The organism is Micromonospora echinaurantiaca (genome assembly GCF_900090235.1).
GTDB lineage: Bacteria > Actinomycetota > Actinomycetes > Mycobacteriales > Micromonosporaceae > Micromonospora > Micromonospora echinaurantiaca.
Genome location: NZ_LT607750.1, coordinates 4,928,679 through 4,941,946, shown reverse-complemented (window position 1 = coordinate 4,941,946; position 13,268 = coordinate 4,928,679). Strand labels below are relative to the sequence as shown.

At 75.1% G+C, this 13,268-nt stretch carries 13 protein-coding genes; 6 read left to right on the top strand and 7 right to left on the bottom strand.

The features are described 5' to 3' along the window. Positions 1-162 precede the first annotated feature (162 nt). Both GA0070609_RS22155 and GA0070609_RS22150 read right to left on the bottom strand, forming a co-directional pair. Positions 163-363 carry a DUF397 domain-containing protein gene (locus GA0070609_RS22155; RefSeq protein ID WP_088995557.1) on the bottom strand — a complete coding sequence of 67 codons (201 nt, stop codon included), beginning with the start codon at positions 361-363 and terminating at the stop codon, positions 163-165. A 4-nt stretch (positions 364-367) separates the two neighbouring features. Further along, positions 368-1,213, bottom strand: a complete 846-nt coding sequence (locus GA0070609_RS22150; RefSeq protein WP_088995556.1) for a helix-turn-helix domain-containing protein — start codon at positions 1,211-1,213, stop codon at positions 368-370. A 281-nt stretch (positions 1,214-1,494) separates the two neighbouring features. Between GA0070609_RS22150 and GA0070609_RS22145 the strand changes: the two genes are divergently transcribed. Further along, positions 1,495-1,713, top strand: a complete 219-nt coding sequence (locus tag GA0070609_RS22145; RefSeq protein ID WP_088995555.1) for a hypothetical protein — start codon at positions 1,495-1,497, stop codon at positions 1,711-1,713. A gap of 135 nt (positions 1,714-1,848) precedes the next feature. On the opposite strand, the gene GA0070609_RS22140 is transcribed toward GA0070609_RS22145, so the two are convergent. After that, the gene (locus tag GA0070609_RS22140; protein WP_088995554.1) at positions 1,849-3,153 is read right to left on the bottom strand and encodes an ATP-binding protein; all 1,305 of its coding nucleotides are present in this window, start codon (positions 3,151-3,153) and stop codon (positions 1,849-1,851) included. A gap of 239 nt (positions 3,154-3,392) precedes the next feature. Here GA0070609_RS22140 and GA0070609_RS22135 point away from each other — a divergent pair, with 239 nt between their 5' ends. After that, positions 3,393-4,493, top strand: coding sequence for a D-alanine--D-alanine ligase family protein (locus tag GA0070609_RS22135; protein ID WP_088995553.1), 1,101 nt, complete (start codon positions 3,393-3,395; stop codon positions 4,491-4,493). A gap of 176 nt (positions 4,494-4,669) precedes the next feature. On the opposite strand, the gene GA0070609_RS22130 is transcribed toward GA0070609_RS22135, so the two are convergent. Then, positions 4,670-5,290, bottom strand: coding sequence for a DUF3515 family protein (locus GA0070609_RS22130; protein WP_231928913.1), 621 nt, complete (start codon positions 5,288-5,290; stop codon positions 4,670-4,672). A 9-nt stretch (positions 5,291-5,299) separates the two neighbouring features. Then, complete coding sequence (locus GA0070609_RS22125; protein WP_013284547.1) at positions 5,300-5,533, bottom strand: Lrp/AsnC ligand binding domain-containing protein; 234 nt, start codon at positions 5,531-5,533, stop codon at positions 5,300-5,302. A 307-nt stretch (positions 5,534-5,840) separates the two neighbouring features. Here GA0070609_RS22125 and GA0070609_RS22120 point away from each other — a divergent pair, with 307 nt between their 5' ends. Further along, positions 5,841-6,779 (top strand): thiamine-phosphate kinase, encoded by a 939-nt coding sequence (locus GA0070609_RS22120; RefSeq protein ID WP_088995552.1) that lies wholly within the window; start codon positions 5,841-5,843, stop codon positions 6,777-6,779. 29 nt (positions 6,780-6,808) lie between these two features. After that, the gene (locus GA0070609_RS22115; RefSeq protein ID WP_088995551.1) at positions 6,809-7,270 is read left to right on the top strand and encodes a GNAT family N-acetyltransferase; all 462 of its coding nucleotides are present in this window, start codon (positions 6,809-6,811) and stop codon (positions 7,268-7,270) included. A 34-nt stretch (positions 7,271-7,304) separates the two neighbouring features. Here GA0070609_RS22115 and GA0070609_RS22110 read toward each other — a convergent pair whose 3' ends face one another. Together GA0070609_RS22110 and rpmB are read right to left on the bottom strand one after the other, a co-directional pair. After that, positions 7,305-8,558: an ATP-grasp domain-containing protein gene (locus GA0070609_RS22110; RefSeq protein ID WP_088995550.1), complete on the bottom strand. Its 1,254-nt coding sequence runs from the start codon at positions 8,556-8,558 to the stop codon at positions 7,305-7,307. A gap of 189 nt (positions 8,559-8,747) precedes the next feature. Continuing rightward, a complete protein-coding gene (gene rpmB / locus GA0070609_RS22105) occupies positions 8,748-8,939 on the bottom strand; it encodes a 50S ribosomal protein L28 (RefSeq protein WP_088963534.1) in 192 nt (63 codons plus the stop codon). A 282-nt stretch (positions 8,940-9,221) separates the two neighbouring features. Here rpmB and GA0070609_RS22100 point away from each other — a divergent pair, with 282 nt between their 5' ends. Both GA0070609_RS22100 and recG read left to right on the top strand, forming a co-directional pair. Further along, the gene (locus GA0070609_RS22100; protein WP_088995549.1) at positions 9,222-10,829 is read left to right on the top strand and encodes a DAK2 domain-containing protein; all 1,608 of its coding nucleotides are present in this window, start codon (positions 9,222-9,224) and stop codon (positions 10,827-10,829) included. Then, positions 10,829-13,027 carry an ATP-dependent DNA helicase RecG gene (gene recG, locus GA0070609_RS22095; RefSeq protein ID WP_408630607.1) on the top strand — a complete coding sequence of 733 codons (2,199 nt, stop codon included), beginning with the start codon at positions 10,829-10,831 and terminating at the stop codon, positions 13,025-13,027. Before GA0070609_RS22100 ends, recG begins: the two co-directional genes overlap by 1 nt. Positions 13,028-13,268 lie beyond the last annotated feature (241 nt).

Here is a 13,268-nt window from a genome sequence, read left to right as displayed (position 1 = left end):
TCGACACCCGCGACCGCGCCGCCCGGCTCGGCCCCGCGACCGCTGGTGGGCGGCCGCCGCTCTCCGGGGCGGGCGGCCCGCCGGCTTCGGGTGAAAGGCGCCGGCGACCGCGTCGCGCGACGGTGCCGGTGGTGCGCGACGGTTGTCGGCGGCGCGGGACGGTCAGCGGCGCGGCGGTGCCGCGGCGAAGGCCGCCCAGGCCGCGGGCGGGAAGAGCAGGGCCGGCCCGGCCGGGTCCTTGGAGTCGCGCACGGCCACCGTGCCGGGGATCGCCGCCACCTCCACGCACGCTCCCTCGTCGCCGCTGTGGCTGCTCTTGCGCCACCCGGCCGAGGCCAGTGCCGCGCTGGTCGTCGAGGTCATGGTCCTACCGTCCCTTCAGGAGTTGAAGGAGCTGGTCGCGGCTGTCCGCCGGGCTGAGCGCGACGGTCCGCAGGTGCTCCATGATCTTGGTGCAGGTACGCAGGTCGCCCGGCCGGTCCAGGACCATCTGCCCGGCCACCGTCTCCACCGAGGCGATGATCGGGTCCTCCGGGTCGGCGAACTCCAGGATGTGCAGCGAGCCCCGGGTGCCCCGGTGGTAGCCGGCGGCCAGCGGGATCACCTGCACGGTGATGTTGGGCAGCTCGGCCATCTTCAACAGGTGGCGCAGCTGGCCCTCCATCACGCCCCGGTCGCCCACCGGACGCAGCAGCGCGCCCTCGTCGATGATCGCGTCGAGGATGGGCGGCTCGTCGCCGGTGAGCCGCTGCTGGCGGTCCAGCCGCAGCTGGACCCGTTGCTCCACCTGGTCGTCGCCGAGTGTGTGCGGGCCGCCCCGCATCACGCCGCGGATGTAGTCGGCGGTCTGCAGCAGCCCGGGCACCACCGACGGCTCGAAGTTGGCGATCCCGGTCGCCTCGGCCTCCAGCGCGATGAAGTCGATGGTGCGCCGGTCCAGCAGGTACGAATAGGACACCCACCAGCCGGGCTTGCGGGCGTCCTTGGCCAGTTGCACGGCCGCCGTGACGTCGTCCGCGGCGACCCCGTAGAGGGTGAGCAGGGCGCGCACCGTGGCCGGGCTGACCAGCGTCTGGGCGTTCTCGTAGCGGGAGAGGGTGCTCCGGGTGCTGTTGATCTCGTCGGCCGCCGCCTCCAGGGTGAGCCCGGCGGCCTCCCGGTGGGTGCGCAGCGCGATGCCGAGCCGGCGGGCGCGCGCGGTCTTGGGAGCCATGCATCGATGGTCGCACACGTATCGGGAATTAGTACATGAGAGAACGCCGATGAGAGTTGCATTCATGGCTGTGAAGGTGTCAATCTGTCATCGCGTCCTCACCGCCGGTTGTCGTGGCGACGGCGGCGGTGAGCGACCGGAGGGGATGGGGCGCGCGGCGGTCGGGTTTCTCCCCCGTACCCGATCGCCGCGTGCCACGCCACCAGGGCGGCCGCACACCGGAAGGGACTCGACGTGCGTACTGGTCAGCAGGATCCCGCCGAGCGCGCCGGCGGCCGGCGATGACCCGGTTCCTGGTGGTGCTCACGGACGTCCGCCCGATCGACGGCAGCTGGCGCAACGAGCGGACCTGTCCCGAGCGGCGCCGTCAGGTGGTCGGCGCGAGCAGCCGGGAGGCGGCCGAGCGGATCGCCGGCGCGTTCATGGCGCTGGGCATGGTGCGGGCCGGCCGGCAGCGGGTCAAGGTGATCGCCATCGGCCGGCGGCACGCCCGCGGTTGAAACCGGCCCGCGCGGCATCCGCGCGGTGACAGGCCGTGCGGCACCCTCGCGGTGACAGCTCGCGCGGCATCCGCGCGGTGGTGGACCCGGCCCGGCGGGCGGCGCGGCCCGGCGCCCCGCCGGGCCGCCCCGCGCTCAGAGCAGTTTGCGCCGCTTCAGGTACGCCACCAGGTCGTCGTAGACGCCGCCCTCGTTGGCGAACATGGCCACGTTGCGGGCGGTGGCCATCCACGGCCGGGTCGACGGCCGCACCTCCTTCAGCGCCCGCTCCAGGTCCCGCTGCTCGATCATCCGCACCTCGCCGGTGCGTACCGAGTCGGCCATCGCGAACTCGGCCGCCGTCTCGCAGAGGTGGGCCAGGTCGGCGCCGGAGAAGTCCTCGGTCGCCGCGACCACCTTGCGCAGGTCGATCCCGGCGATCGGCCGGTCCCGCAGGTGGTACTCGAGGATGGCCCGGCGGGCGTCGGCGTCCGGCGGGAGCACCAGCACCACCCGGTCGAGTCGGCCCGGCCGGCGCAGCGCCGGGTCCACGTCCCACGGGGTGTTGGTGGCGGCCAGCACGAAGACACCCTCGTTGTTGCCCTCCATGCCGTCCAGCTCGGCGAGCAGCTGGTTGCCCAGCGTCCGCATCGAGCTGGAGCTGACCTGGGAGCGCTTGTGGCCGAGCGCGTCGATCTCGTCGAGGAAGAGCACGCAGGGCGCGTTGCGCCGGGCCGCCTGGAACAGCTCGTGCAGGTTGCGCTCGGAGTTGCCCATCCACATGTCCAGCACGTCCACGATGGACAGCGAGATGAACTTGGCGCCCATCTCACCCGCCACCGCCCGGGCCAGGAAGGTCTTGCCGCAGCCGGGCGGGCCGTAGAGCATCAGCCCGCCGCGCAGGCTCTTGCCGTACATCCGGCGCAGCTCCGGGTTGCGCAGCGGGCCGAGGAAGGCCAGCTCCAGCCGCTCCTTCACGGCCACCATGCCGCCCACGTCGGCCAGCCGGATCCCGGAGACCTCCACGTCGTACACCCGGTCGGCGTCGCCGGTCACCGGCTCGGGCTCGTCGCCGGCCCGGGCGAAGCGTGGCGGCACGATGTCGGCCAGTTCCTGCTCGTAGGCGGCCAGCGGGTCGGACCCGTCGGCGGCCGGCGGCACGTCCGGCCCGGCCGGCGCGGGCCGCTGCGCGGGCGCGGTCGGAGCCGCCGGCGACTGCGGGGCCGCCGACTGCGGGGCCGCCGGGGCCGGGGGTACGGGGCCGCCCAGCGCCCGCTGCATCAGCGCCTGCGCCTCGCCGTTGCCCGGATCCCGGGCCAGCGCCTGCCCGATCTGCGCGATCGCCTCGCCGGCCCGGCCGGCGTCGAGCAGCAGCGCGGCGAGGTGCAGTCGGAGCGGCAGGTCGTCCGGGCGGGCGTCGAGGGCCGCCGAGAGCGAGGCGATGAGGGGATCAGAGCTCATAGGACGAGCAGCGTAGTGGGCGTCCCGCGAAGCCGGCGTACCCTCGCCCCCGGTCCCGCCGGGCGTGCCGGCCGGGACGGGGGCGTCCGGATGCCCCGGTTACGCACCGTAAAGCGCTCGGTGACCGGTTGTCCGGGCGCGTCGCATCTCCCCGGGTATCGGCATCGGTTTCCGGCCACGCACAGTAAGGTCAACCGGGTGAGCGCCAGCCCGCAGTCGCGTACCGAGAGGTGACCGGAGTGACCACCCCAGGCAAGACCCGCGTGGCGATCGTCTTCGGCGGCCGCAGCCCGGAGCACGGCATCTCCTGCGTCAGCGCCGGCAGTGTGCTCGGCGCGCTCGACCCGGACGAGTTCGAGGTGGTTCCGGTCGGCATCACCCGGGCCGGGCAGTGGGTCCTGACCAGCGGCGACCCGTCGCAGCTGGCGATCAACTCGCGCCGGCTGCCGGAGATCACCGCCGAGTCCGGCGCCGACATCGTGCTGCGCGCCGACCCGACCGGCAACGGGCTGATGGTGCTCGACCCGACCGAGGGTCCGCGGGCGCTGGCCGACGTGGACGTGGTCTTCCCGGTGCTGCACGGCGCGTACGGCGAGGACGGCACCATCCAGGGCATGCTGGAGATGGCCGGCATCCCGTACGTCGGGGCGAACGTCTTCGCCTCCGCCGCCGCGATGGACAAGGAGTTCACCAAGAAGCTCTGCGCCGTCGAGGGCATCCCGGTCGGCCCGTACGCGGTGCTGCGCAACGGGATGACGCTGAGCGAGGAGGACAAGCAGCGGCTCGGCCTGCCGGTCTTCGTCAAGCCGTCCCGGGCCGGGTCGTCGTTCGGCATCACCAAGGTCGACGACTGGGCCGACCTGGACGCGGCCGTCGCCACCGCCCGGCAGATCGACCCGAAGGTGCTCGTCGAGGGGGCGATCGTCGGGCGCGAGATCGAGTGCGGCGTGCTGGAGGGTGAGGCCGGCGGGGCGCCGGAGGCGTCCGTGCTCGCCGAGGTGCGGGTGGTCGCCGACCACGACTGGTACGACTTCGAGGCCAAGTACCTCGACGACGCCTGCGAGTACGACATCCCGGCCGGCCTGCCCGACCGGGTGACCCGCCAGGTCCAGGAGTACGCGGTCCGCGCGTTCACCGCGCTCGACTGCGCCGGGCTGGCCCGGGTCGACTTCTTCGTCACCCCGGAGCTGGACGTCTACCTCAACGAGATCAACACGATGCCCGGCTTCACGCCGACGTCGATGTTCCCGCGGATGTGGGCCGCCTCCGGCCTGGAGTACCCGAAGCTGGTCGACCGCCTGATCCGTACCGCCCTGACCCGCGGCGTCGGCCTGCACTGACCCACCCACGCGCCCGCCCCGCACCCCGCGCGATCCGGCCTCCACGCGGCCGCGCCCGGTCCACGCACGTTCACTGAATGAGTGGCCTCCCGAGCGCGGAAAGCCACTCATTCGGTGAACGTGCGCACAGGACGGGGGCGGGGCGCGGGGGGCGGCGTCCGGTGCGGCGGGGAGGGTCAGCCCTGGCAGCCGGTGGGGGCCTCGCCGGCGGATGGGACGGAGGCGACCACGGTGTCGGCGATCGGCGCGACCCACTGCAACGGCTGCTCGTAGGCGCGCGGCACCCGGACGGTGACCGCGGTCTCCCGGTCCAGCGTGGTGAGCACGGTGGCGTCGGTCTGCTCGGTGGCGTGCCAGCAGACCTTGTTGACCAGCCAGACGTCGTCGGTGTCGCCGACGGCCGGCTCGGCGCCGCCGCAGGCCACGGTCAGCGCCGGGTCGCCGTACGCGGCGTTCTGCTCCGGACCGGCGGTGACCGGACGCTGCTGCAGGTCGCGGACGGTCGACGGGAGCTGGGAGAGCAGCGCGCGGCACACCGTCGCGGGGCGCTCGGCCAGGGCCGGCGCGGCCATCTCGACCGGCGCGGTGGACTGGGCGCGGGCGGTCGTCGCCGACGGGCTCGGCGACGCGGCCGGCTCGTCCGGCGCGAGCTGGGCGAAGGCGAGCCCGGCCACCACCACGGTGACCGGAAGCGCGACCAGCGTCGCGATCAGCGCGGCGCGGCGGGTGGTCCCGTCCGGCGCCTTGGACGCGGGCCGGTCCACCCCGCCGGCCTCCGGGCGGGGAGAGTCAGTGATCTTGTCCACTTACAGCCGTACCACCGAACACGTGAGGGTGCGGGTGATGCCAGGCACCATCTGCACCTTGCTGACGATGAGTTTGCCGAGCTCGTCGACGGTGTTCGCCTCGGTGAGCACGACCACGTCGTAGGGCCCGGTGACGGCGTCGACCCGTACCACGCCGGCAAGGTCCGCGATCAGACCGGCCACGTCACGCGCCCGGCCGACCTCCGTCTGGATGAGGATGTACGCCTGTACCACGACTCGACCTCCGTCCGTCGCCGCCCGCGAGCGGCCCGAGAGGAGAAAGTACCTTACGGACCAGGTCTGATCCCTATCGGTGGTCAAGGAGAAGCGGTGAGCGAGCGCGGCAGGAGCGGGCGGGGCGTCGGACCGGGCGCGGCGCCGGCGGCGAGGAAGGTGCCGGCATGAGGGAGTGGATCACCGGGGGCTGCGCGACGGTGCCGCGGGCACGTGCGGCGGGGCGGAGCGCCGGCAGGAGCGAGCGGATCGTCGGGCTCAGCGCGCCGGCGCCGCATGCCGGCCGCGGGCGGAGCGGAGTGCCGGCATGAGTGTCGCGGGGGTGGGCGAATTCGGTCTGATCGACCGGGTCACCGCCCGGTTGTCGTACGGCTCGACGGTGCTGCTCGGGCCGGGGGACGACGGGGCGCTGGTGGCCGCCCCGGACGCGCGGGTGGTCGCCTCCACCGACGTGCTGGTCGAGGGGCGGCACTTCCGGCGGGATTGGTCCGGCGCGCGGGACGTGGGGCACCGGGCGGCGGCAGCGAACCTGGCCGACATCGCGGCCATGGGGGCCACCCCGACCGCCCTGCTGGTGGCCCTCTGCATCCCCGCGGACCTGCCCATCGAATGGGCCGAGGAACTGGCCGCCGGGTTGGCCGCGGAGGCGGCGACGGTCGGCGCGAGCGTGGTCGGCGGGGACATGTCGGGCAGCCCCACGCTGACCATCGCGGTGACCGCCCTGGGTGACCTGGCCGGCCGGACGCCGGTGGTGCGCTCCGGTGCCCGGCCGGGCGACGTGGTCGCGCTCGCCGGTCGTACCGGGTACGCGGCGGCCGGGCTCACCGTGCTCTCCCGGGGCTTCCGGACACCGCGGCTGCTGGTCGAGGCGTACCGGCGGCCGGAGGTGCCGTACCCGGCCGGCCCGCAGGCCGCCGGGCTGGGCGCCACCGCCATGATCGACGTGTCGGACGGGCTGCTCGCCGACCTCGGGCACGTGGCGAGAGCCAGCGGGGTCGGCGTCGACGTGCGCCGGGACGCCTTCGAGGTGCCCCGGCAGATGCGCGACGCGGCGCAGGCGCTCGGCGTCGACCCGTACACCTGGCTGCTGGCCGGTGGTGAGGACCACGCCTTGGCCGCCACCTTCCCGCCCGAGGTGACGCTGCCCGAGCAGTGGCGCCCGATCGGTCGGGTGGTGGCCGGCGCGGGCGTCACCGTCGACGGCGAGCCCTACCAGGGGGTCACCGGCTGGGACCACTTCCGGTAAGGCCCCCGAGCGGTCGTAACCTTTACTCCGTGACGGAGATCGAGATCCACGCCGCGCGCTTCGACTCGCCGGAGGCGCAGCGCCTGATCAGGGACGCGCTGGCCGACCTCGGCGCCCGGTACGGCGGCAGCGGCGACGACACCCCGGTCGACGCCGCCGAGTTCGAGCCACCGGACGGCGCGTTCCTGATCGCCAGGCTGGACGGCGAGCCGGTCGGCTGTGGCGGCTGGCGCAGCCACGGCGAGGGGACCGCCGAGCTGAAACGGATGTACACCGCGCCGGCGGCGCGTGGTCGGGGAGTGGCCCGGGCGCTGCTGGCGGCGGTCGAGCGGTCCGCCCGCGAGCAGGGGCGCAAGCGGCTGATCCTGGAGTGCGGCGACCGGCAGCCCGAGGCGATCGGGTTGTACACCTCAACCGGCTACGAGCGGATCCCGAACTTCGGCTTCTACAAGGACGAGCCGGGCTGCCTCTCGTTCGGCCGTACCCTCTGAGCCACCGCCCCGCACGCGGCCGTGACCGGCGGCGTCAGCCGGTGGTGATCCGAACCTGCTCGGCGGCCTTGCCGGCGGCGTCCGTGGCGGCCGGGCCGTCGATGCCCCAGGCCAGCACGTGGCCGCTGCGCCGCTGCGACGAGGTCACCTCGGTCACGGTGTCGCCCACCGCCACCTCGAGCTGCACGTCCAGCACCCCCGGCACCCGGCGGGCGTCGCGCAGCCCGTCGACGGCGGTAACCGTGCCGGGCGGCGCGAGCAGGAACTCCACCGCCGCCGCGCCGGTCGGCCGTGGCCGCAGCGCCGGCCGCTCCCCGCGCAGCACGCGCAGGTACGCCTCGATGAAGCCACACTCGTAGGCGATCGAGACCAGCGCGGTGATCATGTCGCCGGGCAGCCGGGCGGCGCACTCCACCAGCGTCGGCCGGCCGTCGGCGAGGATCCATTCGCTGTGCAGCACGCCGGTGCGGAAGCCGGCGGCGGTGGCCAGCCGGGTCGCCACCGCGAGCAGCTCCCGGCGGGTGGCCGCGGGCAGTGCCGTGGGCACGGTGTGCCCGGTCTCGACCGGGCAGCGTCCGGGTAGCACCCGCTTGTCGGTGACGTTGCCGAAGATCACCTCGCCGTCGGCGACCAGCAGCTCGACGCTGTGCTCCGGCCCGTCCAGGACCTGCTCGACGAGCACCCCGGTGGGCAGCCCGTCGGTCGCCTCCGGCGGCGCCTCAGGGGAGGCGGTGGCCGCCCAGGCGTCGGTGATCTCCGCCGGGTCGGTGATGATCTGCACGCCGAGGCTGCCGGAGCGGCGGGTCGGCTTCAGCACGCACCGGCCGCCGTGCCGCTCGGCGAACGCCACCGCCTCGGTGGCCGTGCCGACCAGCTCGAACGCCGGGTTGGCCAGTCCGGCTTCGGCGGCGAGCAGCCGCATCCGGTGCTTGTCGGAGAAGACGTCGGCGGCCGCCGCCCCGGCGCCGGGCAGGCCGAGTTCGGCGGCGAGCCGGGCCGCCCCGGCGACCGCGTACTCCAGGCCGGGCACCACCAGCCGGGCGGAGCGCAGCGCCGGCTCGCGGGCGACCAGGGCGGCGGCGTCCAGGCCGGTCTGGTAGCGCGCGGGCACCACCCGGGAGATGAACGCCAGCTCGCCGGCCAGCTGCTCGATGCCGCGCCGCTGGATCACGTCCGGCTCCTCGACCAGGACCACGGAGCCGGCCGGCAGCTCCTCGGCGTACCAGCGCAACATGCCGAGGGACGCCCCGACAATGATCATCTCGTCTCGGCCCAGGTCCAGCTGCACCAGTCGTCCTCCGTGCTCGGGGTGCGCGCCGGGAAGGGGACGGCCGGCGCACGCAGACCCTAACCGGACCGGTGCGGGTGCGTCGACGCAGCGTCGCGTACCGGTCAACGTCGGTGGCCGGACACGACAGAGCCGGCGGGCCACGAGGGCCCGCCGGCGCTGGCGAGTATGTCGGTCGGCGTTACCGCGTCAGGCGCGGGTGACCTTGCCGGCCTTGATGCACGAGGTGCAGACCTGCATCTTCTTGGTGTTGCCGCCACCGGCCGGGGTCCGCACCGACTGGATGTTCGGGTTCCAGCGGCGGTTGGTCCGCCGGTGCGAGTGGGACACGTTGTGGCCGAAGCCCGGCCCCTTGCCACAGACGTCGCACACGCTAGCCACGGGATACTCCTGGGTTTGAAACGTTCATGAGGTCGCCGCCAGGCGCTGCCCGGGCAACCTGGTCAGGTTACCCGATGAACCGACGCCCCGCCCAACCGGCCCGGTCGCCGGGGTCGGGCGGCTCCGGCAGGGCCTCCCGGGGGGGTGGCGGAAAGCGGCCCGCGGCACGGCGGGACGCCCGGCAAGGGTAGCGCCGGGCCGCCCGCCGGTCGTACCCGGGACACGCCGCGCCGGCCCGGCCGAGCCCGGTGGGTGTCGGTGCGCGCCAGTAGGCTTCACGCCGTGCTGGACACCCTCGACGCCGCCGCGGTCCGCCGCTGGTGCGCGGGCGGGCTGGCCGCGCTCAAGCGGCACCAGAGCGAGATCGACGACCTGAACGTCTACCCGGTGCCCGACGGCGACACCGGCACCAATTTGGTGCTCACCCTCACCTCCGCCCAGCAGGCGCTGGCCATGGACCTCGACACCCTCCCCGGCGACGGGCCCACCCCGCACGGTCACGCGCTGCGGCTGATGGCGCGCGGTGCGCTGCTCGGCGCCCGGGGCAACTCCGGGGTGATCCTGTCGCAGATCCTGCGCGGCTTCGCCGACGCGCTGGCCGCCCGGCCCGCGGTGCGCGGCCGGGAGCTGGCGGTCGCGCTGCGCGACGCCACCACCGCCGCCTACGCAGCGGTCGCCAGCCCGGTCGAGGGCACCCTGCTCAGCGTCGTCGCCGCGGCCGCCGGGGCGGCCGAGCGGGCGGACAGCGACGAGCTCTGCGTGGTCGCCCGGGCGGCGGCCGGCGAGGCGTCCCGGGCGCTCGCCCGCACCCCCGAGCAACTGCCCACGCTGGCCCGGGCCGGCGTGGTCGACGCCGGCGGCCGGGGGTTGTGCCTGCTGCTCGACGCCCTGGTCGAGGTGATCACCGGGGAGAGCCCGCAGCGGCCGGCGCCCGCGCGGCCGGCGGCCCGCCCGCCGGCCGTCGCCGTCCGCGAGACCGGCTCCGACGAGTACGCCTACGAGGTGCAGTTCCTGCTCGACGCCGACGAGCCGGCGGTGACCCGGCTGCGGGCGGAGCTGGCGGGGCTGGGCGACTCGCTGGTCGTGGTGGGCGACGGCGGCGGCACCTGGAACGTGCACGTGCACGTCAACGACGTCGGCGCGGCGATCGAGGCGGGGGTGGTCGCCGGCCGGCCGCACCGGATCTCGGTGACCCGCTTCGCCGACCAGGTCGCACCGGTGCCGCCGGCCGTGGCGGCGGACGGGCGGGCCGCCGTGGTGGTGGCCGCCGGCGCGGGCATCGCCGAGCTGTTCGGCGGCGAGGGCGCGACGGTGGTGCCCGGCAACCCGTCCACCGGCGAGCTGCTGGACGCGATCCGGGCGACCGGCGCCGCCCGGGTGGTGGTGCTGCCCAACGACCCGAACACCCAGACGGTGGCGAGCGCCGCCGCCCGCGAGGCGCACGCGCTGGGCATCAAGGTCAGCGTGGTGCCGACCCGCTCGCCGGTGCAGGCGCTGGCGGCGCTGGCCGTACGCGACCCCGGTCGGCGCTTCGAGGACGACGTGATCGCGATGGCCGAGGCGGCCGGCGCCTGCCGCTACGCCGAGGTCTGCCAGGCCAGCCGGGAGGCGCTCACCGTGGCCGGTCCGTGCCGCCCGGGCGACGTGCTGGCGCTGGTCGAGGGCGAGGTGCACCTGATCGGCGCCGACCTGCTCGACACCTGCGTCGCCGTGGTCGACCGGATGCTCGGCGGCGGTGGTGAACTGGTCACCCTGCTCGCCGGGGCGGACGCCCCGGACGGGCTGGCCGACGCGGTGCGGGAGCACGTCGGGCGGCACTGGCCGTTCGTGGAGGTGCAGGCCTACCCGGGCGGCCAGCCGCACTATCCGCTGCTGGTGGGAGTCGAGTGATGCCCGAGACGGCCACGGTGGACACGCCGCTGAAGAAGCTGGTCGGCGAGAAGACGGCGAAGGCGCTGGCCAGCCATCTCGACCTGCACACCGCCGGCGACCTGGTCTACCACTTCCCGCGCCGCTACGACGAGCGCGGCGAGCACACCGACATCCGGTCGCTGGACGTCGGCGAGCAGGTCACCGTGCTGGCCCAGGTGCAGCGCACCGCCGTACGCCCGATGCGGCAGCGGCGCGGCAACCTGCTGGAGGTGACCGTCGGCGACGGCTCCGGCGGCCTGCTCACCCTGACCTTCTTCGGCAACCAGGCGTGGCGGGAGCGGGAACTGCGCCCGGGCCGGTGGGGGCTGTTCGCCGGCAAGGTCACCGAGTTCCGGGGCAAGCGGCAGCTCAACGGTCCGGAGTACGTGTTGCTCGGCGAGGGCGGCGACGGCGAGGCGGCGGCCAGCGAGGAGATCGAGGAGTTCGCCGGCGCGCTGATCCCGGTCTACCCGGCCGCCGCGGCGGTGCCGACCTGGGTGATCGCCCGCTGCGTGCGGGTGGTGCTGGACACCTTCACCCCGCCGGACGACCCGCTGCCGGCCACCGTGCGGGCCAGCCGCAACCTGGTCGGGCTCGGCACCGCGCTGCGCGAGATCCACCGGCCGTCCAGCAAGGAGGACCTCTACCGGGCCCGGCGGCGGCTGAAGTGGGACGAGGCGTTCGCCGTGCAGCTGACCCTGGTGCAGCGCAAGCACCGGGCCGCCGACTGGCCGGCCCGGCCCCGCCCGCCGCGACAGGGCGGGCTGCTGGACGCGTTCGACGCCCGGCTGCCGTACGAGCTGACCCCCGGCCAGCGGGACGTGGGCACCGAGATCGCCGCCGACCTGGCCACCCCGCACCCGATGCACCGGCTGTTGCAGGGCGAGGTCGGCTCGGGCAAGACGGTGGTGGCGCTGCGCGCAATGCTCCAGGTGGTCGACGCGGGCGGGCAGGCCGCGCTGCTCGCCCCGACCGAGGTGCTCGCCGCCCAGCACCACCGCGGCATGCTCGACCTGCTCGGGCCGCTCGGCCGGGCCGGCGAGCTGGGCGCCGCCGAGCACGCGACCCGGGTCGAGCTGGTCACCGGCTCGCTCGGCGCGGCGGCGCGCCGGCGGGCGCTGGCCGAGGTGGCCAGCGGCGCCGCCGGCATCGTGCTCGGCACCCACGCCCTGCTCTACGAGGGGGTCGACTTCGCCGACCTGGGCCTGGTGGTGGTCGACGAGCAGCACCGGTTCGGTGTCGAGCAGCGCGACGCGCTGCGGGCCAAGGCCGAGCAGCCGCCGCACGTGCTGGTGATGACGGCCACCCCGATCCCGCGCACGGTGGCGATGACCGTCTACGGCGACCTGGAGATCTCGACGCTGTCCCAGCTGCCGCGCGGCCGGTCGCCGATCGCCTCGCACGTGGTGCCGGCCGCCGAGAAGCCGGCCTTCCTCGACCGGGCCTGGCGCCGGCTGCGCGAGGAGGTGGCCGCCGGCCACCAGGCGTACGTGGTCTGCCCGCGGATCGGTGACGGTCCCGGGTCGGAGGAGGAGGCGCCCCGGGAGGACGACTCCGGGCGGCGACCGCCGCTGGCGGTGACCGAGGTGGCGCCGCTGCTCGCCGAGGGGCCGCTGCACGGGCTGCGGATCGGCGTGCTGCACGGCCGGTTGCCGGCCGACGAGAAGGACGCGGTGATGCGCTCCTTCGCCGCCGGCGACCTCGACGTGCTGGTGGCCACCACCGTGGTGGAGGTCGGCGTCGACGTGCCGAACGCCACCGTGATGATCGTGCTGGACGCCGACCGGTTCGGCGTCTCGCAACTGCACCAGCTGCGCGGCCGGGTCGGCCGGGGCGCCGCGGCCGGGCTCTGCCTGCTGGTCACCGAGGCGGCCGAGGGCAGCCCGGCGCGGGAGCGGCTGGACGCTGTTGCGTCCACCACCGACGGTTTCAAGCTGGCCGAACTGGACCTGGAGCAGCGCCGCGAGGGCGACGTGCTGGGGGCCACCCAGTCCGGGCGCCGCTCGCACCTGCGGCTGCTCTCGCTGCTGCGCGACGCCGACCTGATCCGCGACGCCCGGGCCGAGGCGATCAACCTGGTCGAGGAGGATCCGGAGCTGGCCCGGCACCCGGCGCTGGCCGCCTCGGTGGCCGCCCTGGTCGACGAGGAACGCGCGGAATACCTGGAGAAGGGCTGACCCGCCACCCCTTCCGGTCGCGGCCGTCGGGTGGCGCTTCGCTGCCGACCCGCAGTGGACCGCGGTTCCGTGCTGCCGCGGGTCGCGGTGGTTGGTCGCGGTTGGGGCGTGGCCCGTCGCGACCGGCTCCGGGCGGTCAAGCTCGATCCCTCCGCCGGTCACGGCGGGCCACGCCCTCGTCGTGGTCCGGGCCCGCCTGTGCGGTGACGGCGGGACATGGTGAGGGCGCGCCGACCCGGGT

What these genes read in the sequence shown, in the direction of transcription:
- GA0070609_RS22155 (WP_088995557.1), bottom strand. Translation starts at nt 363, where the DNA reads ATGACCTCGACGACCAGCGCGGCACTGGCCTCGGCCGGGTGGCGCAAG.
- GA0070609_RS22150 (WP_088995556.1), bottom strand. Translation starts at nt 1,213, where the DNA reads ATGGCTCCCAAGACCGCGCGCGCCCGCCGGCTCGGCATCGCGCTGCGC.
- GA0070609_RS22145 (WP_088995555.1), top strand. Translation starts at nt 1,495, where the DNA reads ATGACCCGGTTCCTGGTGGTGCTCACGGACGTCCGCCCGATCGACGGC.
- GA0070609_RS22140 (WP_088995554.1), bottom strand. Translation starts at nt 3,153, where the DNA reads ATGAGCTCTGATCCCCTCATCGCCTCGCTCTCGGCGGCCCTCGACGCC.
- GA0070609_RS22120 (WP_088995552.1), top strand. Translation starts at nt 5,841, where the DNA reads ATGAGTGTCGCGGGGGTGGGCGAATTCGGTCTGATCGACCGGGTCACC.
- recG (WP_408630607.1), top strand. Translation starts at nt 10,829, where the DNA reads ATGCCCGAGACGGCCACGGTGGACACGCCGCTGAAGAAGCTGGTCGGC.